This window comes from Nitrosarchaeum sp. AC2, assembly GCF_013407385.1.
GTDB classification, from domain to species: Archaea; Thermoproteota; Nitrososphaeria; order Nitrososphaerales; family Nitrosopumilaceae; genus Nitrosarchaeum; species Nitrosarchaeum koreense.
Genome location: NZ_CP030847.1, coordinates 229669 through 251906, shown reverse-complemented (window position 1 = coordinate 251906; position 22238 = coordinate 229669). Strand labels below are relative to the sequence as shown.

32 protein-coding genes and 1 tRNA gene are annotated in these 22238 nt (G+C 32.9%); 14 read left to right on the top strand and 19 right to left on the bottom strand.

Translation table 11 applies throughout. The annotated features are described in order from the left end of the window. Positions 1-3 precede the first annotated feature (3 nt). The 5 genes from DSQ20_RS01375 to rpiA are packed head-to-tail and all read left to right on the top strand — an operon-like array spanning position 4 to position 2805. Entirely contained in the window at positions 4-738 is a 735-nt protein-coding gene (locus DSQ20_RS01375; protein ID WP_179365777.1) for a creatininase family protein, read from the top strand. 44 nt (positions 739-782) lie between these two features. Next, positions 783-1019: an LSm family protein gene (locus DSQ20_RS01370; protein ID WP_007549569.1), complete on the top strand. Its 237-nt coding sequence runs from the start codon at positions 783-785 to the stop codon at positions 1017-1019. 10 nt (positions 1020-1029) lie between these two features. After that, the gene (locus DSQ20_RS01365) at positions 1030-1197 is read left to right on the top strand and encodes a 50S ribosomal protein L37e (protein ID WP_081470626.1); all 168 of its coding nucleotides are present in this window, start codon (positions 1030-1032) and stop codon (positions 1195-1197) included. Further along, positions 1198-2130, top strand: a complete 933-nt coding sequence (locus tag DSQ20_RS01360) for a hypothetical protein (protein ID WP_179365776.1) — start codon at positions 1198-1200, stop codon at positions 2128-2130. After that, the gene (rpiA, locus tag DSQ20_RS01355; protein WP_179365775.1) at positions 2131-2805 is read left to right on the top strand and encodes a ribose-5-phosphate isomerase RpiA; all 675 of its coding nucleotides are present in this window, start codon (positions 2131-2133) and stop codon (positions 2803-2805) included. It begins immediately after the preceding gene. Positions 2806-3277: 472 nt separating this feature from the next. Here rpiA and DSQ20_RS01350 read toward each other — a convergent pair whose 3' ends face one another. Continuing rightward, positions 3278-4669, bottom strand: a complete 1392-nt coding sequence (locus DSQ20_RS01350; RefSeq protein ID WP_179365774.1) for a dihydroorotase family protein — start codon at positions 4667-4669, stop codon at positions 3278-3280. Between the two features lie 175 nt (positions 4670-4844). On the opposite strand from DSQ20_RS01350, the gene DSQ20_RS01345 reads away from it, so the two are divergent. Beyond that, the gene (locus DSQ20_RS01345; protein WP_179365773.1) at positions 4845-5588 is read left to right on the top strand and encodes a hypothetical protein; all 744 of its coding nucleotides are present in this window, start codon (positions 4845-4847) and stop codon (positions 5586-5588) included. 18 nt (positions 5589-5606) lie between these two features. Here the strand turns inward: DSQ20_RS01345 and DSQ20_RS01340 are convergent, their stop codons facing one another. Then, positions 5607-5960, bottom strand: a complete 354-nt coding sequence (locus tag DSQ20_RS01340) for a hypothetical protein (RefSeq protein ID WP_179365772.1) — start codon at positions 5958-5960, stop codon at positions 5607-5609. Positions 5961-6087: 127 nt separating this feature from the next. On the opposite strand from DSQ20_RS01340, the gene DSQ20_RS01335 reads away from it, so the two are divergent. Beyond that, positions 6088-6159 (top strand) — tRNA-Ala (locus tag DSQ20_RS01335). A gap of 52 nt (positions 6160-6211) precedes the next feature. Continuing rightward, positions 6212-6571: a zinc ribbon domain-containing protein gene (locus DSQ20_RS01330; protein ID WP_179365771.1), complete on the top strand. Its 360-nt coding sequence runs from the start codon at positions 6212-6214 to the stop codon at positions 6569-6571. 15 nt (positions 6572-6586) lie between these two features. On the opposite strand, the gene DSQ20_RS01325 is transcribed toward DSQ20_RS01330, so the two are convergent. Then, entirely contained in the window at positions 6587-7108 is a 522-nt protein-coding gene (locus tag DSQ20_RS01325) for a zinc ribbon domain-containing protein (RefSeq protein ID WP_179365770.1), read from the bottom strand. A 65-nt stretch (positions 7109-7173) separates the two neighbouring features. Continuing rightward, positions 7174-7503: a thioredoxin gene (gene trxA, locus DSQ20_RS01320; protein ID WP_007549557.1), complete on the bottom strand. Its 330-nt coding sequence runs from the start codon at positions 7501-7503 to the stop codon at positions 7174-7176. Between the two features lie 128 nt (positions 7504-7631). Here trxA and DSQ20_RS01315 point away from each other — a divergent pair, with 128 nt between their 5' ends. Together DSQ20_RS01315 and DSQ20_RS01310 are read left to right on the top strand one after the other, a co-directional pair. Then, positions 7632-8384: a PRC-barrel domain-containing protein gene (locus DSQ20_RS01315; protein ID WP_179365769.1), complete on the top strand. Its 753-nt coding sequence runs from the start codon at positions 7632-7634 to the stop codon at positions 8382-8384. A gap of 40 nt (positions 8385-8424) precedes the next feature. Then, the gene (locus tag DSQ20_RS01310) at positions 8425-9099 is read left to right on the top strand and encodes a signal peptidase I (RefSeq protein WP_179365768.1); all 675 of its coding nucleotides are present in this window, start codon (positions 8425-8427) and stop codon (positions 9097-9099) included. Between the two features lie 57 nt (positions 9100-9156). On the opposite strand, the gene DSQ20_RS01305 is transcribed toward DSQ20_RS01310, so the two are convergent. The 6 genes from DSQ20_RS01305 to DSQ20_RS01280 form a co-directional block, all read right to left on the bottom strand. After that, the gene (locus DSQ20_RS01305) at positions 9157-10683 is read right to left on the bottom strand and encodes a 4-hydroxyphenylacetate 3-hydroxylase family protein (RefSeq protein WP_179365767.1); all 1527 of its coding nucleotides are present in this window, start codon (positions 10681-10683) and stop codon (positions 9157-9159) included. A gap of 73 nt (positions 10684-10756) precedes the next feature. Beyond that, positions 10757-12853 carry a 4-hydroxybutyrate--CoA ligase gene (locus tag DSQ20_RS01300; RefSeq protein WP_179365766.1) on the bottom strand — a complete coding sequence of 699 codons (2097 nt, stop codon included), beginning with the start codon at positions 12851-12853 and terminating at the stop codon, positions 10757-10759. A gap of 62 nt (positions 12854-12915) precedes the next feature. Continuing rightward, positions 12916-13272, bottom strand: a complete 357-nt coding sequence (locus tag DSQ20_RS01295; protein WP_179365765.1) for a reverse transcriptase-like protein — start codon at positions 13270-13272, stop codon at positions 12916-12918. Then, positions 13262-13714: a hypothetical protein gene (locus tag DSQ20_RS01290; RefSeq protein WP_179365764.1), complete on the bottom strand. Its 453-nt coding sequence runs from the start codon at positions 13712-13714 to the stop codon at positions 13262-13264. The genes DSQ20_RS01295 and DSQ20_RS01290 overlap by 11 nt, the downstream gene beginning before the upstream one ends. A gap of 29 nt (positions 13715-13743) precedes the next feature. Beyond that, the gene (locus DSQ20_RS01285) at positions 13744-14028 is read right to left on the bottom strand and encodes a hypothetical protein (protein WP_179365763.1); all 285 of its coding nucleotides are present in this window, start codon (positions 14026-14028) and stop codon (positions 13744-13746) included. A 25-nt stretch (positions 14029-14053) separates the two neighbouring features. Continuing rightward, complete coding sequence (locus tag DSQ20_RS01280) at positions 14054-14356, bottom strand: winged helix-turn-helix domain-containing protein (protein WP_179365762.1); 303 nt, start codon at positions 14354-14356, stop codon at positions 14054-14056. Between the two features lie 109 nt (positions 14357-14465). Between DSQ20_RS01280 and DSQ20_RS01275 the strand changes: the two genes are divergently transcribed. Beyond that, positions 14466-15347: a radical SAM protein gene (locus DSQ20_RS01275; RefSeq protein WP_179365761.1), complete on the top strand. Its 882-nt coding sequence runs from the start codon at positions 14466-14468 to the stop codon at positions 15345-15347. Here DSQ20_RS01275 and DSQ20_RS01270 read toward each other — a convergent pair. The 5 genes from DSQ20_RS01270 to DSQ20_RS01250 are packed head-to-tail and all read right to left on the bottom strand — an operon-like array spanning position 15344 to position 17776. Further along, entirely contained in the window at positions 15344-16093 is a 750-nt protein-coding gene (locus DSQ20_RS01270) for a high frequency lysogenization protein HflD (protein ID WP_179365760.1), read from the bottom strand. The two genes, DSQ20_RS01275 and DSQ20_RS01270, sit on opposite strands and share 4 nt — an antisense overlap. 50 nt (positions 16094-16143) lie before the next feature. Beyond that, on the bottom strand, positions 16144-16395 hold the full coding sequence (locus DSQ20_RS01265; protein ID WP_179365759.1) for a hypothetical protein: 252 nt from the start codon (positions 16393-16395) through the stop codon (positions 16144-16146). 42 nt (positions 16396-16437) lie between these two features. Beyond that, positions 16438-16659, bottom strand: a complete 222-nt coding sequence (locus DSQ20_RS01260; protein WP_179365758.1) for a thioredoxin family protein — start codon at positions 16657-16659, stop codon at positions 16438-16440. Continuing rightward, a complete protein-coding gene (locus tag DSQ20_RS01255; RefSeq protein ID WP_081470625.1) occupies positions 16656-16793 on the bottom strand; it encodes a YHS domain-containing protein in 138 nt (45 codons plus the stop codon). Before DSQ20_RS01255 ends, DSQ20_RS01260 begins: the two co-directional genes overlap by 4 nt. Beyond that, entirely contained in the window at positions 16790-17776 is a 987-nt protein-coding gene (locus DSQ20_RS01250; protein ID WP_179365757.1) for a cytochrome c biogenesis CcdA family protein, read from the bottom strand. Before DSQ20_RS01250 ends, DSQ20_RS01255 begins: the two co-directional genes overlap by 4 nt. A gap of 83 nt (positions 17777-17859) precedes the next feature. Here DSQ20_RS01250 and DSQ20_RS01245 point away from each other — a divergent pair, with 83 nt between their 5' ends. Next, entirely contained in the window at positions 17860-18288 is a 429-nt protein-coding gene (locus DSQ20_RS01245; protein ID WP_179365756.1) for an AsnC family transcriptional regulator, read from the top strand. Positions 18289-18335: 47 nt separating this feature from the next. On the opposite strand, the gene DSQ20_RS01240 is transcribed toward DSQ20_RS01245, so the two are convergent. Next, positions 18336-18665 carry a pyrimidine dimer DNA glycosylase/endonuclease V gene (locus tag DSQ20_RS01240; RefSeq protein ID WP_179365755.1) on the bottom strand — a complete coding sequence of 110 codons (330 nt, stop codon included), beginning with the start codon at positions 18663-18665 and terminating at the stop codon, positions 18336-18338. Further along, positions 18662-18934, bottom strand: a complete 273-nt coding sequence (locus DSQ20_RS01235) for a hypothetical protein (RefSeq protein ID WP_255458287.1) — start codon at positions 18932-18934, stop codon at positions 18662-18664. Before DSQ20_RS01235 ends, DSQ20_RS01240 begins: the two co-directional genes overlap by 4 nt. A 696-nt stretch (positions 18935-19630) precedes the next feature. On the opposite strand from DSQ20_RS01235, the gene DSQ20_RS01230 reads away from it, so the two are divergent. Together DSQ20_RS01230 and DSQ20_RS01225 are read left to right on the top strand one after the other, a co-directional pair. Then, the gene (locus tag DSQ20_RS01230; protein WP_179365753.1) at positions 19631-19987 is read left to right on the top strand and encodes a YnfA family protein; all 357 of its coding nucleotides are present in this window, start codon (positions 19631-19633) and stop codon (positions 19985-19987) included. After that, positions 19984-20316 (top strand): YnfA family protein, encoded by a 333-nt coding sequence (locus tag DSQ20_RS01225; RefSeq protein WP_179365752.1) that lies wholly within the window; start codon positions 19984-19986, stop codon positions 20314-20316. The genes DSQ20_RS01230 and DSQ20_RS01225 overlap by 4 nt, the downstream gene beginning before the upstream one ends. Before the next feature lie 15 nt (positions 20317-20331). Here DSQ20_RS01225 and DSQ20_RS01220 read toward each other — a convergent pair whose 3' ends face one another. Together DSQ20_RS01220 and DSQ20_RS01215 are read right to left on the bottom strand one after the other, a co-directional pair. Beyond that, on the bottom strand, positions 20332-21258 hold the full coding sequence (locus DSQ20_RS01220; RefSeq protein ID WP_179365751.1) for a F510_1955 family glycosylhydrolase: 927 nt from the start codon (positions 21256-21258) through the stop codon (positions 20332-20334). Between the two features lie 106 nt (positions 21259-21364). Further along, positions 21365-22219 carry a hypothetical protein gene (locus DSQ20_RS01215; RefSeq protein ID WP_179365750.1) on the bottom strand — a complete coding sequence of 285 codons (855 nt, stop codon included), beginning with the start codon at positions 22217-22219 and terminating at the stop codon, positions 21365-21367. Positions 22220-22238 lie beyond the last annotated feature (19 nt).

The window sequence follows — 22238 nt, the reverse complement described above, 5'->3', positions numbered from 1 at the left end:
TAAATGGTAGAAATTAAATCCCAATTTGATCCCGAATTAAGGAAAATTATTAAAAAGAAAAAACAGATTGCAATTATTCCCGTAGGCTCAATAGAACAACATGGTCCACATCTACCAATTTCTACTGATTCTGATATTGTTACAGAAATAGCAAAAAGATTATCAGAAAAGATGAATTGTTTTCTTTTACCTACATTAACATATGGAGTATCGTTTGAACATTCACCGTTTTTTAACATCAGTATCAAAGAAACAACACTTCGTACTATCATGAGTGATTTGTGTAAATCACTTCTTGCAAATAACATCAAAACAGTTTTTATCATTAATGGACATCATGGAAATCAAAAACCATTAAAAAACATCGATGAAAAATTCAGAAGATTATCAAAAAATAAACTCCAAATTTTTTCACTTTCATATTGGCATTTTATGCAAAGAGAATTTGATCATGCCGGATTTGTTGAAACCTCACTGATGCTTGCAATTTCAAAAAATATCAAAATGAAATTGGCCAAAAAGGGACTTGTAACAGACGGAATGAAACAACATCAAATCAAAAAGCTAGGACAATTAGCATCAAAATCATTTCCAAAAGTTACAAAAAACGGAATTTGGGGAGATCCAAGAAATGCAACAAAGAGGGATGGATTGGTGATTTTAGATGAAATCATGAAAAATCTTGGAAAAAAGTGTCAAACTTGCCTTACTGAGCATAGTTCAAAGTTACACCAATGAAATTTTAATATAATCCCTCAATATCAAAGCCAATAAGTGATATAATGTCCGTTGATATGGCAGTAAAAGTATTGGATGAGAGTATCAATCAAATAGTATTGATAAAACTCAAAGGCGGCAAAACCATTAGAGGCAATCTACTTGGTTTTGATCAGCACATGAACCTGCTACTTGACTCATCAGAGGAAATTCCTACTGAGGGCAATTCAAAAAGCCTAGGCACCATTGTTGTAAGAGGAGACAATGTTGTGATGATATCTCCTCCACCAGCAGCAAATTAGGTGAATTGAGATGACACGCGGCACAACTTCTATGGGTGGTTTTACAAAGAAAAAAGTACACATTAGATGTAGAAGATGTGGTAATAATGCGTTTCATAAGAGACACCACCAATGTGCAAGTTGTGGATTCCCAGAGGCTAAACGCAGAAAGTATTCCTGGATTAAATGGTATACGTAGATGCAAGAGATTGCAATAATTCTTAGTTCTATAGCTGGTGTTGCTACAGCAGCTGCTGCAAGAAAAATGCCAAGAAACAAAACACAGTTACTTAGTTTAGGTGCTAGTTCACACATTAGAACTCAAATTAATTCTTTAAAAATTGAAAAAGACATTCTAACAAAAACAATTTCTAGATTATATCAAACAGATTATGATTTTCCAAAAATTCAAAAAGATAAGCTATTGCTAAAATATCAACATCAATTAGGAATCGTACTTGCAAAATTAGAAAAGCTTGAAGATGCAAGCCATCACCCAGATCTAGGACCTATCGGTGACGGATTAATTACATTAATGGATCAAAAGCTATCAAGATTAGATGATAGATTGTATGAATTATCATCAAAGATCATAGCTGCAAATCCACCTACTTCAGAAATAAAAGAAGAGAGTATGGAAACAAAATCAGAAGCAAAACAAAATAAGAAAATATTTAATTTTGAAAAACCAAAAGAAACAAAAATAGATCCTATCATAATACCACAACCAAATTCTAGACAATCATTTGAATTAACTACATTAACTAGATTTTCAAATAAGGAACCAAAGTTCCCATTATTTGAAAAAGCAGTTGAACCAAAAGAAGAGATCATTCAAGAAATGATCAAACCAAAAGAAGAGATCAAAGTAGTTCAACCAAAAATTGAAGATAAAATTGAGATTATACAAGAAATTAATACAAAACAAGAGATCAAATTCGAAACAAAACCAGACATAAATAAAGAAGTTGCAAAAATAACTGAGCACAAGGCTCTTCCAGAACCAAAGAAATCAAATCCAATTACAGTATTAGATGATGACTTTGATGAAGACAATTCAGATGATTTAGATAAGATCAAAGGCGAAATAATGAAAGTACTCTCCAAGATTGAACAAGCCGAGGTAGAGTAATTGTCCTATGATGGTGCCATTGAGGCATTATCAACTGATGCATTAAAATTTGTAAAAGATGATTTTGTAATTGGGTTAGGTAGCGGTAGAGCAGCTACTGCATTTGTTAAATCTCTTTCATCGTTTATAAAAATAAAAAATTATAACATCAAAGGAGTTCCAACTTCATTACAAATTAAATTGATTGCTGAAAAAGGAGGAATTCCATTAGTTGAAGCTGAACAAGTTGATCACATTGATATTGTTTTTGATGGTGCTGATCAAATTGATTCGCAAAAATTTGTCATCAAAGGTGGTGGTGGAGCTTTATTACGAGAAAATATTTTGTTTAATCTAGCAAAAAAAGTAGTAGTCATGGCAGATAAATCAAAATTTGTTAAAAACTTTACAAGATCAGTTCCAGTTGAAGTTCATCCTCAAGCAAGGAATTTAGTTACTTATGAAATCAAAAAATTAGGAGGAAAAGCAGAACTTCGTTTAATTGATAGAGGATATCCATTCTTTACAGAGAATGGAAATATTATTCTTGATTGTAATTTTGGAGTAATAAAAAATCCAAAAATCCTATCTCAAAAAATAAAACAAGTAGCAGGAGTGATAGAATCTGGAATATTTATCAGAAAACCCGACGTCATTTACAGAGCCAAAACAGGCGGTAAATTTGACATAATTTAGAGATTATTTTACTGAAAAACAATTCAGTGTTAAATCATTACAATTTGAGGATTTGAGAATATAGATGCTGTTTTGAATTATTCATCATCAGAAATTAGCCATGATAAGCCTCGGACTTCTTCCCAAGCATGTTTTTGTTCAGTGGTATTTTCTAACATATCATAGTATAATGAAAATTAGTTTAAAAGATCTATGAACAATTTGTTCAGATCAATGATCCATAATCTAATGAACAGACTTGGGCCAAAGTGCCCAAGTCTTGGACGATGGTTTGGTCACAGCAGGCGAATGACTTCATTAGCGTATGATAACCATAGTAAGTTTAGAAATTTTCCTTAAAAGACTCACGTAGAAATTATCAGTAGGATCTAAATACTATTTTGAGAAGATATGAATAGTTGGGTCTCTCACCAAACAACTAATCGTTGCTGGTCTTAAGATCCAATTAAATATTTTATTTGATAATTGATATTTAGGAGATAGAACGTTTAACAAACTTTCCATGACCTAATTTTCCAACAACTTGAAAATCCTCAGCCACAAGTTGGCCTCTCACTATTGTTTTAACTGGCCATCCTTTCAGTGACATTCCCTCATATACAATATAATCAGAAAAGCCACCAAATAGTTCTGAGGAAACCTTATTTTCTTTTTTTAAATTTATCATTGTAATATCAGCATCAGCACCTTTATCCAGAGTTCCTTTTGTTGGATACATTCCAAATATTTTGGCAGCATTAGTACTAGTAAATTTTACAAATTGTTCAAGTGAAATTCTATTTTTATTTACACCTTCACTTAATAAAATTGGAATTACAGTACCTATGCCTGGAAATCCAGCAAGAGCCCCCCAAATATCAGTACCACCAAGTTTCAGTTTTAATTGATTTGCAACATGATCTGTTCCTATAGTATCAATTAGATTATGTGATAATGCATCCCATACAGCAGTGTTATCTTGAACAGTTCTAATCGGAGGCATGACTTTGGCAAGATATCCTTTTTGATTTTCATAAGATAATGTGAGATAATGTGGACAAGTTTCAACAAAAATTTTAGTTCCTAGTTTTCGTTCTTCTTTAATTTGCTCTAATGCTTTTTGAGAACCAATATGAACAAAATAGATTGTACAGTCATAATTTCTTCCAAATTTTGAAATTGTTTTTATTGCCTTTGCTTCAAATTCTGGTGAACGGCTTTCAGACCATGCAGGAAGTCCATCACGATTTTTCTCTTTAGCGGTCTTTATTCCACATGCACATGATTCATAATCTTCGGCATGAACTAAAACAGGACAACCAAGTGATGCCGCATTTTTTACAATTTCTTCTACTATTTTGTCAGTTACATTTACTGTTGCTTCTGATAATTGAGTTGAATATGGTGCCATGTCCATATACACATGACCTACATCACCACCAAGATTCATGTAAATTTTAAATGAAGTGATTCCTTTTTCAATACAGTAAGACATTTCTTTAATTTGTTGAGGAGTAAAAATAGATGCATGAATTGTATAATCAATATAATGATTTTTTGATGCAGCTTCTAGTTGATCTGACAATGAATTTTTAAATGAATTTCCAAGTCGTAACATTCTCATCATCGTTGTAATTCCGCCAATAGCTGCAGCGTGTGATTCTGTTTTTGCAGCCTGATCAATTGGAGAATATACTCCATAATGAACATGGGTATCTATTGGTCCAGGTATTGAGATTAAACCATTTCCATTTATTTTATGATCACATGCAGGGATATCATTTGTGAAACCAACAATTTTTCCTTCATCAATTATGATATTTTTGTCAAGCATCCCTTGAGGTAAAATTATGTGTGAATTTGTGATCACGGTATCATACGTCATCAGAAAATTTTCATGTCTTGCAGTCTATTATGCGTTGAGATAAACTTAGGTTTAGATAATTTTTGGATAAAATTCGATAGATTGTTCATAATAATAGTAAAAATTAGACCATAGTAAGATTCATCATTTTCAGATATGCATTGCTCAAATATAGCCTCTCATTTTTTATTTGATTATGAAAATTCACTTCAAAGTATTTATCTTACTTTCAAGTAGTGATAAATTCATTATGAATAAAAAATTACTTGTTTTACTCTTATTTGGTTTTACAGTTTTACCGGTCTTTGGATTTTCCACTCTTGCTTTTGCAAATAATTCAAATATTCCTGATTGGATTAAAAATAATGCAAAATGGTGGTCTGAAGGAACAATTAGTGAATCAGATTATATCAAATCATTACAATATCTTATTACAAATGGAATTATCCAAATTCCAATAACTGAAGTAACTGCAGCTCAAACATCAGTAACAGATGAAGAACGTGCTCAGAGTTTTAAAGTGACTATTTCCAACATTGTAGCTCCAATTTCAACAACATATTTTGAAAAATTTGAAATAACTAGCTCCGAATCAGGTGCAGCAGACGATCCTCGTGGTAGAATGTATGAATTTAGAGATATTAACCCAAAATTCTTTTTGGAATCTTTACCAAATGCTGACAAAAAACAATTCTACAAATTTGTAAGCGATTGGATGGATAGAGGAAGTCTTCTTAACAAATTTAACATTGACATTGATGTGTTAGACGGAAAAGGTGCTATAATTCAAACTTGGAAATTTGACAAATGTGAGATTACAAGTTATGGCACATACCTACAAGATACAGTTTTCATATATCAATTTTCTAAATCTCAAGATTCTGAAATTCGAGACAGAACCAACTTTAGCTGTGTTGGTGTTCACTTGGTAGTTCCTTAGAGATAAACAAATGAAATATTAGGTGATGTATTTTTTGTTTTGAAAATAATATAAAATTCCCCTGTTTTGTCCAGGCACACTTATTCCAAAGTTTGCCAAGATATTTTTTACATCTTCAGAGTTCATCATCCGATATCCTTCTCGAGTCAACTCATCAACAATTTTAAGAAATTCATCAAATCCTCCTAGTTTGCGACTAACTATGGCAAGAGCATCTGTTTTGTAATAAATAAATTCTTTATGGTGCCTTATCTTTTCAATGTCCTTGTACTCTTTTTTTATTCCTCTACGTTGTTCTTTGCTAATATCCACTATGTCTTTTTCAACATCTGAGACAGACTCTTTGATTCTTTCTTTGATGGATTTTCCCACTACTATACAAATATAATTTGAGATATATGGTTTACATATAAAAAAAATAATTAAAATTAATTTTTATGCATATTTGAGTACTTTCTTTAGAAAATGAATAAAAACACATCTCTTAGAGGTAATGCACGGGCCGGTGGTTTAGTGGTATAATGCCTCGTTCGCAACGAGGATGTCGGGGGTTCAATTCCCCCCCGGTCCATTAAAAATAGTTTCCAGAAACTATTATACATAAACAATGATTACAATCTTCCATGAAGGTTTTTGATGGAAAAAAAGCAGCACAAGAATACATGTCAAAACACACTCTTGCATTTTCCACTCCAGAACTAACTCTTATGAGATTTGCATTTTGGTTAGGAGATACAGTCCCAGATCCTGAAAATAAAGAAAATTCACTTCCACGAATGCTTACATTTATGGTAGAACAAGACTTTGCACCGATTTTAATTGATGATGACAAATACGAACCATCAGGTGCAGTTAAAAGCTCAAACGTTTATGGAAATGCATTCTCACAAACCACTCAAGATGGAAAATTCTGTTCTGAATGCGGTACAACTCTATCAAATACAGCAAAATTCTGTCCTGAATGCGGTACAACGCAGGATTAATTTTTAAAAATAATTTTAGGCCTTAGTTCCACATTTTGTGCAAAACTTTGCGTTTGGTCTTAATGATGCACCACATGATTTGCATCCATTTCCACTAGATTCAACAGTTCTTCTTGGCATTAATGATGGATCTGGAGATGGTAAAGTTCCAACATCACCAAAGGCTTCTTTTGCAGATACAATTCCAGGAGGTCCGCCAACAGGATTTTGGGCAGAACCTGATCTTGGCATACCCATTCCACTCATCATTCCAGGTTGTCCCATTCCTGGCATCAATCCAGGTGATTGAGTATTACCAGTACCTGAACCACGAGATTTTTTCAGCTCAAAAATTACTTTGATTGCTAAAAATTCTAGTGCAGAATAAGCTACAACATAATCACCTAGTTTTTGAAAGAATTCTTTGTCACTTAGTAGGCCTTTTTTGTACATGTTATTTGTATCAAGAAATGATTCATAGTAACCTTGAGATTCATCAAACAAGCTTTGTAATTTATCAAAAAGCATGTTGAGAGTATCTACTTCACCAAATGACATACCGATGCTTTATTTTTGGAATATTAATTACTTTAGGATCAAAAAATAGAAAGATGTGTAATGATTTATGCTTGTAATGCTCTATCAATCATATTTTTGTATGATTCTTTTGATGCAGCACCAACTTGCTGACTAACTATTTCACCTTTGTTAAGGAGAATTAAGGTTGGAATGCTAAAAACATTGTATTTGGATGCTAATTCGTTAGCCTCATCAACGTTGACTTTGACAAATTTTACTTTACCTTGATAATCATTTGCCAATTCTTCAACTACAGGGCTTACCATTCTACATGGGCCACACCATTGAGCCCAAAAGTCAACAAACACTGGTATATCAGAGTTAATCACATTGATTTCCCAAGACTTTGCATCTGAAACTTCTGTTATTCCCATAATGATTATAATTTATTGAACATCCCTAAAAATGTTCACAAGAGTTTACACCGTATTTTTTGTTGGATAGAAAATCAAAAAATGATTTAATGATATATACTTAAATGTCGTTTCGATAAAACGGAAATATGAGCGCCGAACTTAGACTTAAAAAATTACGAGGATCTGGCGGTTATGTAATGGCAACTGTAAATGACCAGCAGCAAATGAAAGGCAACCTGGGAGGTCCAGATTTATTTTTAGCACCTATTGGCAGATTAGATAGTCAAAGAATCACTAAACATTTTTGCAATACATGTGAAAAAGAATTTGAAGGTCCTCCAAAAATTGAATTTGAAAATCCAAACGAAGAGGTTGCAGAAAATTTAATTCTTGCAGAAAAAGGTCAATACATTTGTAATTCTTGTAAAGCAGTAATAGCTGAATATAGAGAATTTAAAAAACAAAATGAAACAGTAGATGTAGGAAGTGCAAAGCCATTAGAGCCTTCTAGTCAAACTGTCGCACCAAAAGTTCTAGAACCAGCACAAACTCAAATAAAAACAGAAACCAGTGTACAATCATCTACTCAACCAAGTTCATCTACTACAGTTAGCTCAATTGAAGGATTAGCAGTATATGATGAAAATGCTAAAAAAATTGGTAATGCAAAACAAGTTGGAATTGATTCTAATCAATCAGTAGTATTGTTAATTATTAAAAATGATGGAACCGAGGAAAGTATCCCATGGAACAACATAAAAAAAGTAGGAGAAGTGATTCTTTTAGGAAATCCAACTGCAGCACCTCAAGCTACTCAACCAGGAAAATGTACAAAATGTGGATTTTCAAATAAAGAGGGTTCCAAATTCTGTGAAGAATGTGGCAGTAAGCTACAATAAGTGTTGATAAATTTAATCAGTTAATCAATAGGAAATGCAAATGTTGAACAAAAAATTAATGTCAAAAGGAATACTCAAAGATATTTTAATTGTAGCTATAGGAGTGCTTGTGATCTGGATTGGTCTACAAGTTGTGTTTGGAACACAAAATCCATTTTATGTAGTTGCAAGTGGAAGCATGATACCTGTTTTAGAAGTTTATGATGTATTGATTGTTCAAGGACATGTACCGTTTGACGACATTGAAGTTGGAGATATCATTGTCTTTAATCGTCCTTCAGGACATGACAGAGTAATTGTTCATAGAGTTGCATCAGTTATAGATGATGAACCAAAAACCATCAGAACAAAAGGAGATGCAAACCCTGCCTCAATTCCAGGAACTGACTTTCCAATTACCAAAGAAGAATATATCGGTAAAGTAGCATATGTAATTCCTCAAGTGGGTTATGTCACTCAACTACTGAAACCTCCAATTAATTATGTAATTATTGTAATTGTCATAGGAATCATGGTTGTAAAGCAGATGACTAAAAAGAAAAATGAGAAAGAACTTAGTTTGCAGGATCCATTTAAGAAAAATGATTCTAATATAGAGTCTACTGCAAATATTCCAGAATTAGATAAACTAGAAAAAGATAAAGCGTATTCAAATCACGACAATGATAGTTCTACTAAAGCAGAAAAGCAAGAGTCAGAGAAAGACCAAAAATAATTTTCCTAAAACATCAGGATTGTTTTTGAATAAAATATCTTGTAAAAATATCTAAAACTAAAGAATTGAATCTTTAGTCTTGAATATACGATTAAAATAGTCAGATAGTTCGTTTGGTTCTTCAATATCGTTTGTAATTCCTGCAAGATTTTTTGCAAGATTCTTCTTATATCCAATTTGCATCTGTCTCTGAATTTGTATTCTCTGTGCTTGTGGAGAACCAGCTCCATGCATTGATTCTGTAAGATAACCAACAGCATTTCGTCCCAAGGTCATATTTTCAATTAGCCTAAGAATTCTCATTCTATTTTCAACATCTGCCCCTTTACGACCTTTAAGATATTTTTTGAGTAATGGACCTGCAACAGGATGCCTAAAATCTTTCTCAGATGGCAGGGTTACAACTAGACCTCCAGCAATATCTTGTGCAAGTCTACTAATTTCATATGGAAAACGTGTTACATTGTGTTTACAAACTTGTGCCAATACATCTTCGTTTAGATATACTCCTGATTTCATTTTGTGACCTTGATGGGATGATGCAATTCCAGCAGCAAAGATTGTTTCATTGAGATGAGTCATCTCAATAATCTTATCTTTGATATGAGATACATTTGGAACTCCGTTGTAATCAGCTATTGTAGCCGCTGCACCAATTAGAACATCACCTAATCCTGTTTTGCAAACATAACTACGTCTATGGTAACAAGTGAAGCGTTCAATCAACATTGATGCAAATTCATATTCGCCATGCATGAATACTTTATCCCATGGAATGAATACTCTATCTAAAATCATCAGTGCTTCTTGTCCACCGTACTTTGCATTACCAGAATCAATATCACCTTCCTCCATACTTCTTGTGTCACATGATTGTCTTCCATAGATGTAAGTCACACCTTTAGCATCAGCGGGAATTGCACCAACAACTGCCCAATCTTTGTCATTTTCAGTTAATCTTACTGTAGGCATGAGAATTATCCAATGAGAATTAATACAGCCGGTTTGATGTGCTTTAGCACCTGAAACATAGATTCCTTTTTCATCTCGGTCAACTATTCTGGTAAACAAGTCAGGATCATCTTGTTCTGCTGGTCCCTTACTTCGATCTCCTTTTGGATCAGTCATGGCACCGCCAATTACCAGATTTTCTTTTTGAACCATCTTTACAAATTCTAAAAATCGTTTATGATAGTCTGTCTTGTGCTTCTCATCAATTTCAAATGTGGTCGAATGTAAAGAATTTAGTGCATCCATTCCGACGCATCTCTGAAAACATGTTCCAGTGTTTTGTCCTAGTTTTCTTTGCATTTTATTTTGTAAAACTAAATCTTGTGCACTTTCTGCAATATGTAAAAATCGATTAACGGTTAATCCAGTAAGAGATGAATGTGCAGAAGCAAGTGCCTCTTCACGTACAGCCAAATCATATGTCTCTGCAACGGCATTAATTGATGGTCTAATCATTGGATGATCTACAGGTTCTTTAACTAATTCCCCAAACAGGTAAACTTTGAGATCACGACCTCTAAGACTTTCAATGTAATCATTACCAGTTCTAATTGTCTTTAAGACATTGGCCATGTGATTTTATTTACTCCTATGTTGTATAAATATTCTAAAACTATACAAATCAAATTTTACGAGTAAATTACAATTAAAGACCAATTCTAACATCAAGAATTTTACAGCCTTTGCCTTTTTCCATTACAAGAACTGGATTCATATCAAGTTCCTTTATTTCCTTAAAATCAGTAACTAATTGAGATAATCTTTGAATACATTCAGATAGTTTTGCAATATCAGATGGTTTTTCTCCCCTGACACCCTGTAATAGTTTTTGAGTTTTAATAGAGGCTATCATGTCATCTGCTTCTTTGTCTGTTACTGGTGCAAGTTTGAATGTAACATCTTTTAAAACTTCAACATAGATGCCACCCATTCCAAGCATGATAACAGAACCAAATCCAGTTTCTAGTTTAGAACCAATAATCAATTCTTTACCACCTTTTACCATCTCTACGATAAGAACTCCCTTTATCTCTGCATTTTTATTATATTTTTTGGCATTTGCAATAATTGTCTTAAACGCTTCTTTAATTTCTAAATCATTTGTGAGATTTACTTTAACACCACCAGCATCTGATTTGTGAATAATTTGTGGCGATGCAATTTTCATCACTACAGGATAACCTATTTGCTTTGCAATCTTTATTGCATCTGCTTCTGTTTTTGCAAGTGCGCTTTTTGGTAAAGGTAATCCATATGCTTTAAGAACTTCTTGTCCTTCTTCTTCTAATAGATTAGGTCGTTTCTCTTTTTTTACTTTATCAAAAATTTTCTTTGCTTTTAATTTGTCAACTTTGAATTTAGGAATTTTTCCTTCAGGTGTTTTAATCCAATTTGCGAATTTTAGCATTGCAGCTAGTGTTCTAATTGCTCCTTCTGCATATGTATAATATGGAACATCACCTGCAGCTAGAATTTCTCTATTAGTAATTCCTTCATCTAAGCCCATCAAACTTGCAAGCATTGTCTTTTTGTGTTTTTTTGACATTGATACAATTACTTGTGCTAATTTATCATAGTTCAAAGTTCCAGATGGAGTACACATTGAAATTACAGAACCAACATTAGGATGTGCTAAAACACGGTCCAACACATTACTAAATCTATTAAAATCAGCATCACCTACAATATCTACAGGATTACGTGAGCTTCCCCAAGGAGGAATTACAGCGTTAATCTTTGGACGAATGCTTTCAATATTTGCCATTTTAATTCCCAATCGAGAACATGCATCAGTTGAGATAATTGCAGGACCTCCTGCATTTGATACAATTACAAGTTCTCCTTTAGAAGGAAGCGGTTGTTTTGAAAAAGCTGTTGCATAATCAAACAGTTCTTCCATTGTATCAACACGAATAGCACCTGATTGTTTTAGTAATGCATCATAGATTTCATCTGAGCCCATCAAAGCCCCAGTATGAGACATTGCAGCCTTTGCACCTTCAGGACTACGTCCAGATTTTAAAACAAGAACAGGTTTTTTGAGTTTTTTAGTAATATTTTTACAAACTTTGAGAAATTCCTGACCATCTCCCATGTCTTCTAAATACATTACAATAACTTTGGTTTGATTGTGGTTAGCAAGCATCTTAAGAATGTCAACTTCGCTCATTGCAGCTTTGTTTCCCATACTAACTACTGCAGAAAAACCAATTCCCTGTGCACTGGCATCTTCGACAAGTGCGGCACATATTGCACCGCTTTGCGATACTAGTGCAATTTTACCTGACTTTGGTGTTACCTTAAGGAAAGTAGAATTCATCATTGTCTTTGGATCAAGATTCATGACACCGAGACAGTTTGGTCCAATGATTTGTATTTTGTATTTTTTAGCAATATCTTTTAGTTTTTGTTCTCTCTTTGCACCTTCTTCATCAACTTCTTTAAAACCAGCAGTGATGATAATAACACCTTTAACTTTTTTCTTACCACATTCCTCCAACACATCTGCAACCAAAAGATTGTTGATGACAATTACTGCAAGATCAACAGGTTTAGGAATATCCATTACACTCTTGTAGGCTGTTTTATAAAATACAGTTGGTCTTGAAGGACTAACAGGATAAACAATGCCTTTGAATCCATTCATAATATTTGAAGTGATTGTAGCTCCAACACTACCTCGTTTATCAGATGCACCAATGATTGCTATTGACTTTGGTGAGAGAAAAACAGATTCGGCCACGTTAATTTGGACTAAAGATTTTGTGTAATAAAGTTATTCATAGAAACTTTTGATCTCGTTTTTTAGCTTCCCAACATCTTTCCTGCTAAATTTTCTTTTCTTGGAACCCATAAAAGAGTGATTTTAGAAAATTTTCCTATTAGGGTCCATGCCTCACGTGCAAGTTCTCGTAATTTTTCATTGTTTATTGCAAATTCATGATTTAGTTGAGAAATTGTATTTTTTGAATCGCTAAAAATAGTAATTTCTTCGGCAGAATTTGCAAAATTTTTCAGTGCTGCAATTATTGCCATGTATTCAGCCTGATTATTAGTTATTTCAGGTTTTTTTTCATAAAAAGAATCGCCTGTCTCTTTTACAAAATAACCAAATCCTCCATCAGGACCGCCTGATCCATCAACATAAACACTAATTCCCATCTTTGTACAACCTCGTCATTTTTACACTCAGATTAATTACTATCATGTAAATTATTGTAGATATAACTTGCGATACTATAGAAGCAAGATATGCATCGTAATTTATTGTCAAGAAATAATATTGCAAGAACCATCTTACTATAGTGTAGATTACCTCACCTATTCCAAGTGATGTAATAATTTTAATTAGATCATGTTTTAATCTTGCTTTATCAATTTTACCAGATTCAAGTAAATATTTTTTTCTATTATCTAAATAATACAAACTGCCAAACGTAGAAAAATAAACTACATAATCAACTAGCAGGGTATAACTAGTATTAAGATACGCTGCTTGTTCAGATAATATTTGAGCAACGATTGCAGAGATTATAATTGACGCTGCAAAAGCAATAAGAATATTTTTGTTAAGTGAAAAATATTTGTTATATTTTTTTAACATAAAATTATTAGTTTTACTCTACAATTAAACTAGTCTAAAGTAATCTTCAAGAAAATCAACAATCCTGCTAGTTCAGCAATGCCAACTCCTAACATGTAAGGGAATATTTCATGTGAAAAAAGCTCATCCATTGAGAAGTATGCAAATGCCCCAATAACATTATGAAGAAATAGCATACCTGCAACTACAATCATACCTAAAGGAAGCTGAGCTCTTGTCTTTGAGTATATTTTTCCAAAAATGCAAATTAAGACTACAAGTACTACCATATTAGCGATGGAAACGATAGATAATAGTAGAGAATTGGATTCCATTTAGAGAGAAACATCTCCTAATCTTTTATTTACTTTTATCCAGTTTTCCTTCAATTTCTTCAAATGTCTCCATATTGGTTTCTAAAAATGTAGATATAAAATACATAACACTGTACTTTTCTCCAACTTTTGTAATCATGTTATTTTTTTCAAGCACTTTGATATGATGTTGAATAGCCTTGTAATCAAAGCCCAATTCCTTAGATAATTGATTTGTGTTAAGTGGTGTTTTTTTAAGCAGCGATATGATACGTAGACGGGTCAGTCCACCCCTTGAGCCTGCAAAAATAAACCACATTAATCTTTTTGATTCTGGATCGTTTGCCATAATCTATGAAATTCTTGCATTCATCAATTAAAAGGCGTTATGGGTTTTATTCATCTGATAGATATTAGAAAGTATAAAAAACATAATCAAGCAACTCTTGTGAAGTAAAATGATGTTAAACTATGATGCTCCTTTGTACAGACCTCCATCGGAGGCAAGATCATTAATTTTTCAAGTAACTCTAGGATGCTCCTTTAATGAATGCTCTTTTTGTGATATGTACAGATCAAAACAATATTCAGAAAAACCATGGGATGAAGTGAAAATGGAAATTGATCTAATGGCAAAACAACTACCAGACACTAGAAAAATATTTTTGGCAGATGGTGATGCTCTAAATCTTGATTCAGAACACATTGTTAAAATTGTAAAATATCTTTATGAAAAATTTCCTAATCTTGAGAGAATTTCATGCTATGCAATGCCAATGAACATTTTAAAGAAAACTCCAGAGGAATTAAAGAAAATGCACGATTCTGGATTAGATATGTTGTATTTAGGAATTGAAAGTGGTTCTGACATAGTTTTAAAAAAAGTAACAAAAGGAGCTATTGCAAAAACAATTATCAAATCTGTTAACAAAGCAAAAGATGCCGGTTACATAATGTCATGCATGATAATTTTAGGACTGGGTGGAAAAACGTATTCAAAAGAACACATTAGAGGAACAGCAGAAGTAATTAGTGCTTGTTCTCCTAATTATGTAGGAGCCTTAACTCTTTATTTAGAAAATGGAATCAAACAAGAATTTTTGGAAAAATTTGGAGAGCCATTTATTCGAATTACTGATGATGAATCACTTGAAGAGTTGTATGATTTAATTAGTCAGATAGAAACTAAGGAAGAAATAATTTTTAGAGCAAATCATGGTTCAAATGCATATACGATTAAGGGCACATTTCCACAAGACAAGCAGGCTATGTTAGATAAAATAAATTGGATGAAGCAGCATCCAGAAATTATGCGTCCAGAAGGACTACGTGGCTTTTAAAATCTAAATAAATTCTCCATAATGCCTATTTGATAAACAATAGACAAGCCTAAAACAAAGCTAAGAGAACATGTCAAGTACTTCATTATTGTTTTAGCTCTGGCATTATTTGATAAACCAAATGGAATACCAAGCAATCCTCCGATTAAAGACATTCCAATAATAGAACCTAATCCAAATATTCCGATGAATGTCAATGCTGAAGGAAGACTAAGAATCATGCCTGAGGTCATAACAATGAGCGTTCCACTTCCAGCAAGACCGTGAATCATTCCGATTAAATACGATTTATGATTATGAGAGTGATTATTGTCATGATGATTGTGTTCATCAAAATGAATTGAACCGTCATTATGTGTATGTGGATGTCTGTGTTTAATTTTTAGAATATTTTTATTTGATATTCTTGTAATTGCTAATAAAATTAACATCACTCCAACTAAAAATTCAAATCCAGAAAAAACTTCTTTATTTATTGTAAGTGTAAAACCATAAACTATCAAACCAACTAGTATCAGAGTAGTAGTATGTCCTGCTCCCCAGATTGCTCCAAGTAGTGATGATTTTGTAAGACTTTTTTTGAAAAGTTGTTTTTTTGATTGATTCGTATTAGAATTTGTCAGTTGAGTAGAAACAGCAGCGATATGATCTGCTTCAAAGGCATGTTGTATTCCTAATGTCAATCCAAGTCCAGCAATAATAGCTGGAGTAAAATTACCAATTTGACCAAATATTTCTTCTAACAATTTTACCTCATATGGCTTCTTGATACCATGGTAAAAAGAATTTCCAAACGCTAGAGTTGGTCAATTATTGGCTTTAGATTATTTGGCAGATCAGGAATTTCAGTATGGCTTTCATTGTTTTGAAGAATTTCTGGCCCTATCCTTCTTACTCTCTGAGTTCCAATTAAAGTATCAATATTTCTTTGAATGTCCTTTTCACTTAAAATAGTCTTTAATTTTTCAATGACAGTTTCTTCATTTTCATATTTTTTAATAGCATATTGGACAAGGATCATTTTCTCATTCATAGAATAATCAGTCATTTGAAAATCCCATCACAAACAAAGTAAAAAACATTAGCGAATTTAAGAGAATTTCTTTTCCAAATCTTCTTTTTTGGGGATACCAGTAAACTCTAGTTTTCCATTAATCACTAAACCAGGTGCTGTAAATATTGGGTATTTTTCCAAATATTCTGGTTTTTCAGTCACATCAATAAGATCATATTTTATGCCTAGTTTATCTAACATTTTTTCCAAAACATTACAATTAGAGCATCCAGGTGTGGTGAGAACTAGTACAGTCATGATTTTATGAATTGTTCAGGATTCTGCTCAAAAGCCCATTTACAACTAGCGCAACAAAATCGATATTGTTTTCCTTCATGTTCTAACAAATCACCTTTTTCTCCAACATCCATTCCACAAACAGGATCTTTCATGATGTTACTTCTTTTTTTCGAGTAAAATACCATACGATTGGAAATACAAGTAATGCAACAAATAAGATAGGTGCAAATTCTTGTGGCATTTGAATATCATAGTGATGAGTATGCTGGCCAATATGAAATTCTGGAGGAAGAGACAGCGTTGTAACAAAATTATTCCATGCAATGTGTACAAATGTTGTTTCATACCACTCATGACCGCCAGGTATACCATTAATTATTAAAAATGCTCCAAGTACGATCAACATCCATCCAGTAAGTTTTTCAATTGTAATTTTGTTTGTAGTAATTCCTTTTGTAGCATTTACACCAATGATTGCCAATACAGATAAAAGAATTAACGGGATTGCTCTTCCTACTCCATGTACTGCACCCAGACTTGCACCTATCTCCATATTACCAGTTCCCGCGATGTAAATTAACAGCCAATAAAACATAGGATTTGGACAACCAACACCAGCATTACCCAATAACAATCCCATGAAAAATGATTTTGAATAATCTCCTCGTTTTTGAATAAAGTTTGGGGTACCAGAGTATGTAGGTAGTTTTAATTCAAATAACTTTAGCTGTGACAAACCAAAAAGAAATGCTGCAATACCAGCAATTAAAAACATAAAAACTGAAATACGATCTAAATCTGCTGTTTGCCCAAGTGCACCAATTCCAAATCCATAAAATGCAATTGTTATTGTAAGACCTGTGCCAAACAACATGGCCATACCAAGTCCCTTTTTTGCACCTTTACCCATACTAAGAGGGATAATTATGAATACTAGCGGAAGTGTACAAGGTAGAATTATCATTGATAGACCAGCTAGGTAAGCAATCACTAGCCATGAAGGATAAGATATTTCATTTCCAGCACCAATTGCAATTTCATTTGTAGCTGCAAATACGCCCCCAACAAAAATTAGTGAAAATAAGATAAACAAAGTAAGAATAAGAGATTTTTTTATTGTGATTTGATTTGACATGAATAATGTATGAAGATACGTATACAATAATAGTGTACTTTACAATTGTAAAATGATAAATATTCTCGCAAGTAATTAGGCATATGCCATTTCAGCCTGATGATATTGATATTGCAATAATTGAATCACTGATAAAAGATGGAAGAAAATCATTTCGACAGATATCCAGAGAGATCAAAGTAAGTACGCCTACTGTTCAAGCAAGATATGAAAGACTGGTAAATGTCGGATTGATAAAATCTATCTCACCAATAATTGATCTTGGAATGCTTGAAGACAAGACTGAAAAACATTTTGAGAACATAAAGACAAAATCAACAAAAAAACATGATGTAAAAATAACAAAAAACATGATTTTAAAAATGACATGCGATTTGTGCAAGGGTCCAATTTCTGACAAACCACATGTTCTTAAAATTGCAAATTTTGAGAGATTTTTTTGTTGTACATCTTGTAGAGCTTTGTATAAAGAAAAATACAAAGGGAGAATAGAAACACTAAATCAAAAATAGTCAGTCCACTTGTATTTGGTTATCATTTTGAGAATAAAATAGACACATCAAATATTACATGAACAACCTTTTTTCTTTAAAATATGAATTTGTTCCTTTACTGAATCAATATAATCATTTTGTACAGAAATTCCAATAGCTTTTTTCTTATCAAGAGGACTTTGGTGATTATAACCACGTTTTGTCATTTCAGAAACCAATGCATCATGCCTAAGATACATTGCTTTGAGTTTGCCATTCCATCGCAAAGTTTCAGGATGTAAAGAATATCCTTTCTTATTTTCAGTTAGAATAACCCACATAGCATGAAGCTCTCTATGTTCACCTAATAGATGATTACGACATAGTTTTGATGGTGAAATATCCCAAATTCTCATTTTCCAGAAGGAATAAAATCAGATATGTTAGTTTTTATAATTTTGATGGTTGTGAACATTTCAAGTAGATTAAGAGTCAATAACCCCATTGCAATTTTAACACCAATAGTTTTTTCAGGATCAGTTTCTGGAAATAATCTAATTGTTGTCTTGTTATCTTTTGCATTTATTTCAATTAGAAAGTGTTGATTTTCAGATTCAATAACTAGTGTTGGAAGTAATAATCTTTGTTCATTTTTATCGATAAAAATATTCTGAATTTTTATCATAATCGGCTTAGATTGTATAATTTTTTCAAAAGAAGTATAGAATTTTTTTAAATCAATTTTTTTATCAAATACTACATGGGGCAAATTTTATCACATACATAGAAAATGTTTCATAATATTTCAAGACAATGATAAATTAGGACTAGTGCCAACAACATCAATTATTGAACTTTTTTGGAAAGAAAAAACCCATTCAATCCACAGAGACATCTATCATTTATGGAAATAAAATTGATACATATGGTATGAAAATTACACATTGATTAAAGTACAATTACAAAATTTTGATAATGAAATTTCAGGTTGGCAAAAAGCATTAGAAGCCTGAATCATTTACGAGAAACAAAATAGATTCATGAAGTTATTATGGGAATTGAGTTATACGAAAAGTTCCACTGGCAACACATGTATCAAAATCTTATTTCTTTTTTGGGCCTAGCCACCTTTTTGGGTACAAAAATGGGCCCACAGGGACTCACCTACTATTTCGGGCAATAAAATGGACGCAGATAGGCGTAAAAGAATAATCTAACAATCACATCTAGTATTCTTATCTTTTGTAGGATTACAAATTTTACAATCTAGCAAGCATTTGTCTTCAGGACAATAACCACAAAATTGTTTTTTCTTTGATTCCAAGTCTATTTTCTTTAGATTAGTTATAACATAGAAACTTTCTTCCCTTTTTGTATTACAATGAGTACCAATTCAAAGAATTTTTTCACTTCAATTCTATTATTTTTTCTAGCTGGTCTTTGCGAGATTGGTGGAGGCTATCTAGTTTGGCTTTGGTTGCGTGAGGATTTTAGTTGGATTTTAGGTGCAGTTGGAGGATTTGTATTATTTTTGTATGGAATAGTTCCAACGTTTCAAAAAACTCATTTTCATAGAATCTATGCAGCTTATGGAGGTGTTTTCATTGTAATGTCTGTGTTTTGGGGTTGGTTAATTGATGGAATAGCACCTGATAACTATGACATTATTGGAACTGTAATTGCAGTGGTGGGAGTTTTGATAATTTTCTATTATCCAAGAAAAGGTGATAAGAAATGAATGAAGTTATTTTTTCAACTTTAGGATTGTTCTTTTTTGCATCTTTGTTAGAAATTGGCGGTGGCTATCTTGTTTGGAAATGGTTGCGAGTTGGTAAAGGAAAAATATTTGGCATGATTGGCGGTTTGATTTTGTTTTCGTATGGAATTATCATGACAATGCAACCTGAAAATTTTGGTAAAGTCTACGCTACCTATGGAGGAATATTTGTTGTATCATCAATAATTTGGGGTTATTGGGTGGACAAGAAAAAACCAGATAGATTTGAGATAATTGGTTCGATAGTAGTTTTGATTGGCGTTACAGTTATGTTTTATTTTCCAAGATAATTATACTGTAAGAATCTACTTTAGTCCCTTGTTTGTACCTATCATTTCATACTGAGTTACATCATATGAAAGTTTGTAGACTTCTTGATATCCCTCAGATGAAAATCCGCCGATATAGAGTATTTTATTTTGGGAATCAAAAGCGATGCTAGTAATTGTTAGATCAATATCTGCCAAGTCTTCCCAAGTTACTCCAAGATCATCTGAACGAACCAAACCAAATGAATTTACAGATGCAAAAAGGATTCCATCATCATCAAAATTCATTGCATATACTGCTAATCCCTGATATGCAACATGTGTCCATGTGACACCGCCATCGTTTGATTCGTAAATTCCGTTTCCTGTTCCTGCAAAAATTAGTTGAGAGTCAGTTGGAGAAATTGCTAATGCAGAAATGTATTCAGGATACTCTAGCGTTTCCCAAGTCTTTCCAGCGTCAGTAGTTTTGAATAGTCCTCTTGCTCCACTATCAAAACCCAAAATCAAATTGGGGTCGCTTTTGCTCAATGTCATGGCGTGAAAATCAACTGGAGGATCTAACACTTTGGAAACTGATTGCCAAGTAACTCCACCATCCATGCTTTTGATCAATCCTGTATTTCCACCAGTTGATGGATGCCCGCTTGCATACAAAGGAGAGCCTTTGTCGTGTGGTGCGTTAAATGCCATGTAATCGGCTCTTACTTGGTCCACTTTAACTGGAAGAGCACCGTTTCTACTTTGGTAAAAATCTCCATGTGTTGCAATATACAAAATACTAGAATCTGTAGGGTCTACACCTAATCCATGAACATGACGCCAATCAACTGTTCTTGTATTGGATGTTGTATCTGTCATTATGGGTTTTTGTTCGTTAGAATTAAAGCTAAAAGATATTGCAATCCCAATGATTACAATACCAATGATAATGAGAAATTTCTTTGGAATTTTAGTTTTCAAAATAATATCGTCAATAAAGCTTTGAGTATTAGATATAAAAAACAAGTACTTTACATTCGTAAAATATTAGGTTCAATCTTTATATTAAAATTAATTTTCAAGCATTTTACTGAAACAGTGTTTTTACTTTTCCAAGTTCACTTTTAATTGAGTTAATTTTTGCATCAACATTGTCTGAAGTATCACCATTGTCAATCATGGAACGAAGATCAACTCGCATCATTATCTCAATTTTTTCCATTTGTGTTCTATCTTTTTGTGCAATAGATCCTTCAATGTACTCATAATTTTCAAGATAGGCATTTGTTGCATGAGAGAGAGCAGTGTCTTTGTCGCCACTTCTATAAGTTGAAGATACTTGATCTAGAATCTTTTCTATATTGTTTATTGTAATTATCACATCACTTTGTTTTGTAATTGGTGTTCCCATCATCATTCCAGATCCCATCATGTTGTTTCCCATCATTCCTTGATTCATCATACCAGACCCCATCATACCATTCCAGTTTGTACTGTTGCTCATCCATGGTCCCATCCAGTTTTGCTGAAATTGTGGATTCGTCATCATACCATGCATGAACTGTTGGTTTCCCATCATCATGTTCATCATTTGTTGATTCATTTGTGGATTGTTCATCATGGTTCCCATCATGTCAGACCCCATCATCCCAGCCATGGTTTGCATGTGTTGTGGGTTATTCATCATAGAGTTGTGCATTTGTTGCATGAACTGCTGGTTGTTCATCATAGTACCCATCCATTGATTCATTGAGTTTGGATCATGCATCATTGTGTTCATCCATTGGTTCATTGCCTGTGGATCGTTCATCATTTGCTGCATCTGTTGTTGATTCATCATTTGAGTTGCAGGGACAGTAGATTGTAGTACGGCATAGCCTACACCTAATCCTGCAAAAAATACACCTACAGCAATTCCAATCACAATACTCTGACTTACCATATCAAAATACTTGTAATTG

What these genes read in the sequence shown, in the direction of transcription:
- DSQ20_RS01310 (WP_179365768.1), top strand. Translation starts at nt 8,425, where the DNA reads ATGTTGAACAAAAAATTAATGTCAAAAGGAATACTCAAAGATATTTTA.
- DSQ20_RS01325 (WP_179365770.1), bottom strand. Translation starts at nt 7,108, where the DNA reads ATGTCATTTGGTGAAGTAGATACTCTCAACATGCTTTTTGATAAATTA.
- DSQ20_RS01375 (WP_179365777.1), top strand. Translation starts at nt 4, where the DNA reads ATGGTAGAAATTAAATCCCAATTTGATCCCGAATTAAGGAAAATTATT.
- DSQ20_RS01240 (WP_179365755.1), bottom strand. Translation starts at nt 18,665, where the DNA reads ATGAGAATTTGGGATATTTCACCATCAAAACTATGTCGTAATCATCTA.
- DSQ20_RS01250 (WP_179365757.1), bottom strand. Translation starts at nt 17,776, where the DNA reads ATGTCAAATCAAATCACAATAAAAAAATCTCTTATTCTTACTTTGTTT.
- DSQ20_RS01350 (WP_179365774.1), bottom strand. Translation starts at nt 4,669, where the DNA reads ATGACGTATGATACCGTGATCACAAATTCACACATAATTTTACCTCAA.
- DSQ20_RS01230 (WP_179365753.1), top strand. Translation starts at nt 19,631, where the DNA reads ATGAGTACCAATTCAAAGAATTTTTTCACTTCAATTCTATTATTTTTT.
- DSQ20_RS01315 (WP_179365769.1), top strand. Translation starts at nt 7,632, where the DNA reads ATGAGCGCCGAACTTAGACTTAAAAAATTACGAGGATCTGGCGGTTAT.
- DSQ20_RS01245 (WP_179365756.1), top strand. Translation starts at nt 17,860, where the DNA reads ATGCCATTTCAGCCTGATGATATTGATATTGCAATAATTGAATCACTG.
- DSQ20_RS01345 (WP_179365773.1), top strand. Translation starts at nt 4,845, where the DNA reads ATGAAAATTCACTTCAAAGTATTTATCTTACTTTCAAGTAGTGATAAA.
- DSQ20_RS01260 (WP_179365758.1), bottom strand. Translation starts at nt 16,659, where the DNA reads ATGACTGTACTAGTTCTCACCACACCTGGATGCTCTAATTGTAATGTT.
- DSQ20_RS01215 (WP_179365750.1), bottom strand. Translation starts at nt 22,219, where the DNA reads ATGGTAAGTCAGAGTATTGTGATTGGAATTGCTGTAGGTGTATTTTTT.
- DSQ20_RS01225 (WP_179365752.1), top strand. Translation starts at nt 19,984, where the DNA reads ATGAATGAAGTTATTTTTTCAACTTTAGGATTGTTCTTTTTTGCATCT.
- DSQ20_RS01295 (WP_179365765.1), bottom strand. Translation starts at nt 13,272, where the DNA reads ATGGGAATTAGTGTTTATGTTGATGGATCAGGCGGTCCTGATGGAGGA.
- trxA (WP_007549557.1), bottom strand. Translation starts at nt 7,503, where the DNA reads ATGGGAATAACAGAAGTTTCAGATGCAAAGTCTTGGGAAATCAATGTG.
- DSQ20_RS01280 (WP_179365762.1), bottom strand. Translation starts at nt 14,356, where the DNA reads ATGGCAAACGATCCAGAATCAAAAAGATTAATGTGGTTTATTTTTGCA.
- DSQ20_RS01255 (WP_081470625.1), bottom strand. Translation starts at nt 16,793, where the DNA reads ATGAAAGATCCTGTTTGTGGAATGGATGTTGGAGAAAAAGGTGATTTG.
- DSQ20_RS01235 (WP_255458287.1), bottom strand. Translation starts at nt 18,934, where the DNA reads ATGATAAAAATTCAGAATATTTTTATCGATAAAAATGAACAAAGATTA.
- DSQ20_RS01265 (WP_179365759.1), bottom strand. Translation starts at nt 16,395, where the DNA reads ATGACTGATTATTCTATGAATGAGAAAATGATCCTTGTCCAATATGCT.
- DSQ20_RS01305 (WP_179365767.1), bottom strand. Translation starts at nt 10,683, where the DNA reads ATGGCCAATGTCTTAAAGACAATTAGAACTGGTAATGATTACATTGAA.
- DSQ20_RS01365 (WP_081470626.1), top strand. Translation starts at nt 1,030, where the DNA reads ATGACACGCGGCACAACTTCTATGGGTGGTTTTACAAAGAAAAAAGTA.
- DSQ20_RS01370 (WP_007549569.1), top strand. Translation starts at nt 783, where the DNA reads ATGTCCGTTGATATGGCAGTAAAAGTATTGGATGAGAGTATCAATCAA.
- DSQ20_RS01290 (WP_179365764.1), bottom strand. Translation starts at nt 13,714, where the DNA reads ATGTTAAAAAAATATAACAAATATTTTTCACTTAACAAAAATATTCTT.
- DSQ20_RS01330 (WP_179365771.1), top strand. Translation starts at nt 6,212, where the DNA reads ATGAAGGTTTTTGATGGAAAAAAAGCAGCACAAGAATACATGTCAAAA.
- DSQ20_RS01275 (WP_179365761.1), top strand. Translation starts at nt 14,466, where the DNA reads ATGATGTTAAACTATGATGCTCCTTTGTACAGACCTCCATCGGAGGCA.
- DSQ20_RS01285 (WP_179365763.1), bottom strand. Translation starts at nt 14,028, where the DNA reads ATGGAATCCAATTCTCTACTATTATCTATCGTTTCCATCGCTAATATG.
- DSQ20_RS01360 (WP_179365776.1), top strand. Translation starts at nt 1,198, where the DNA reads ATGCAAGAGATTGCAATAATTCTTAGTTCTATAGCTGGTGTTGCTACA.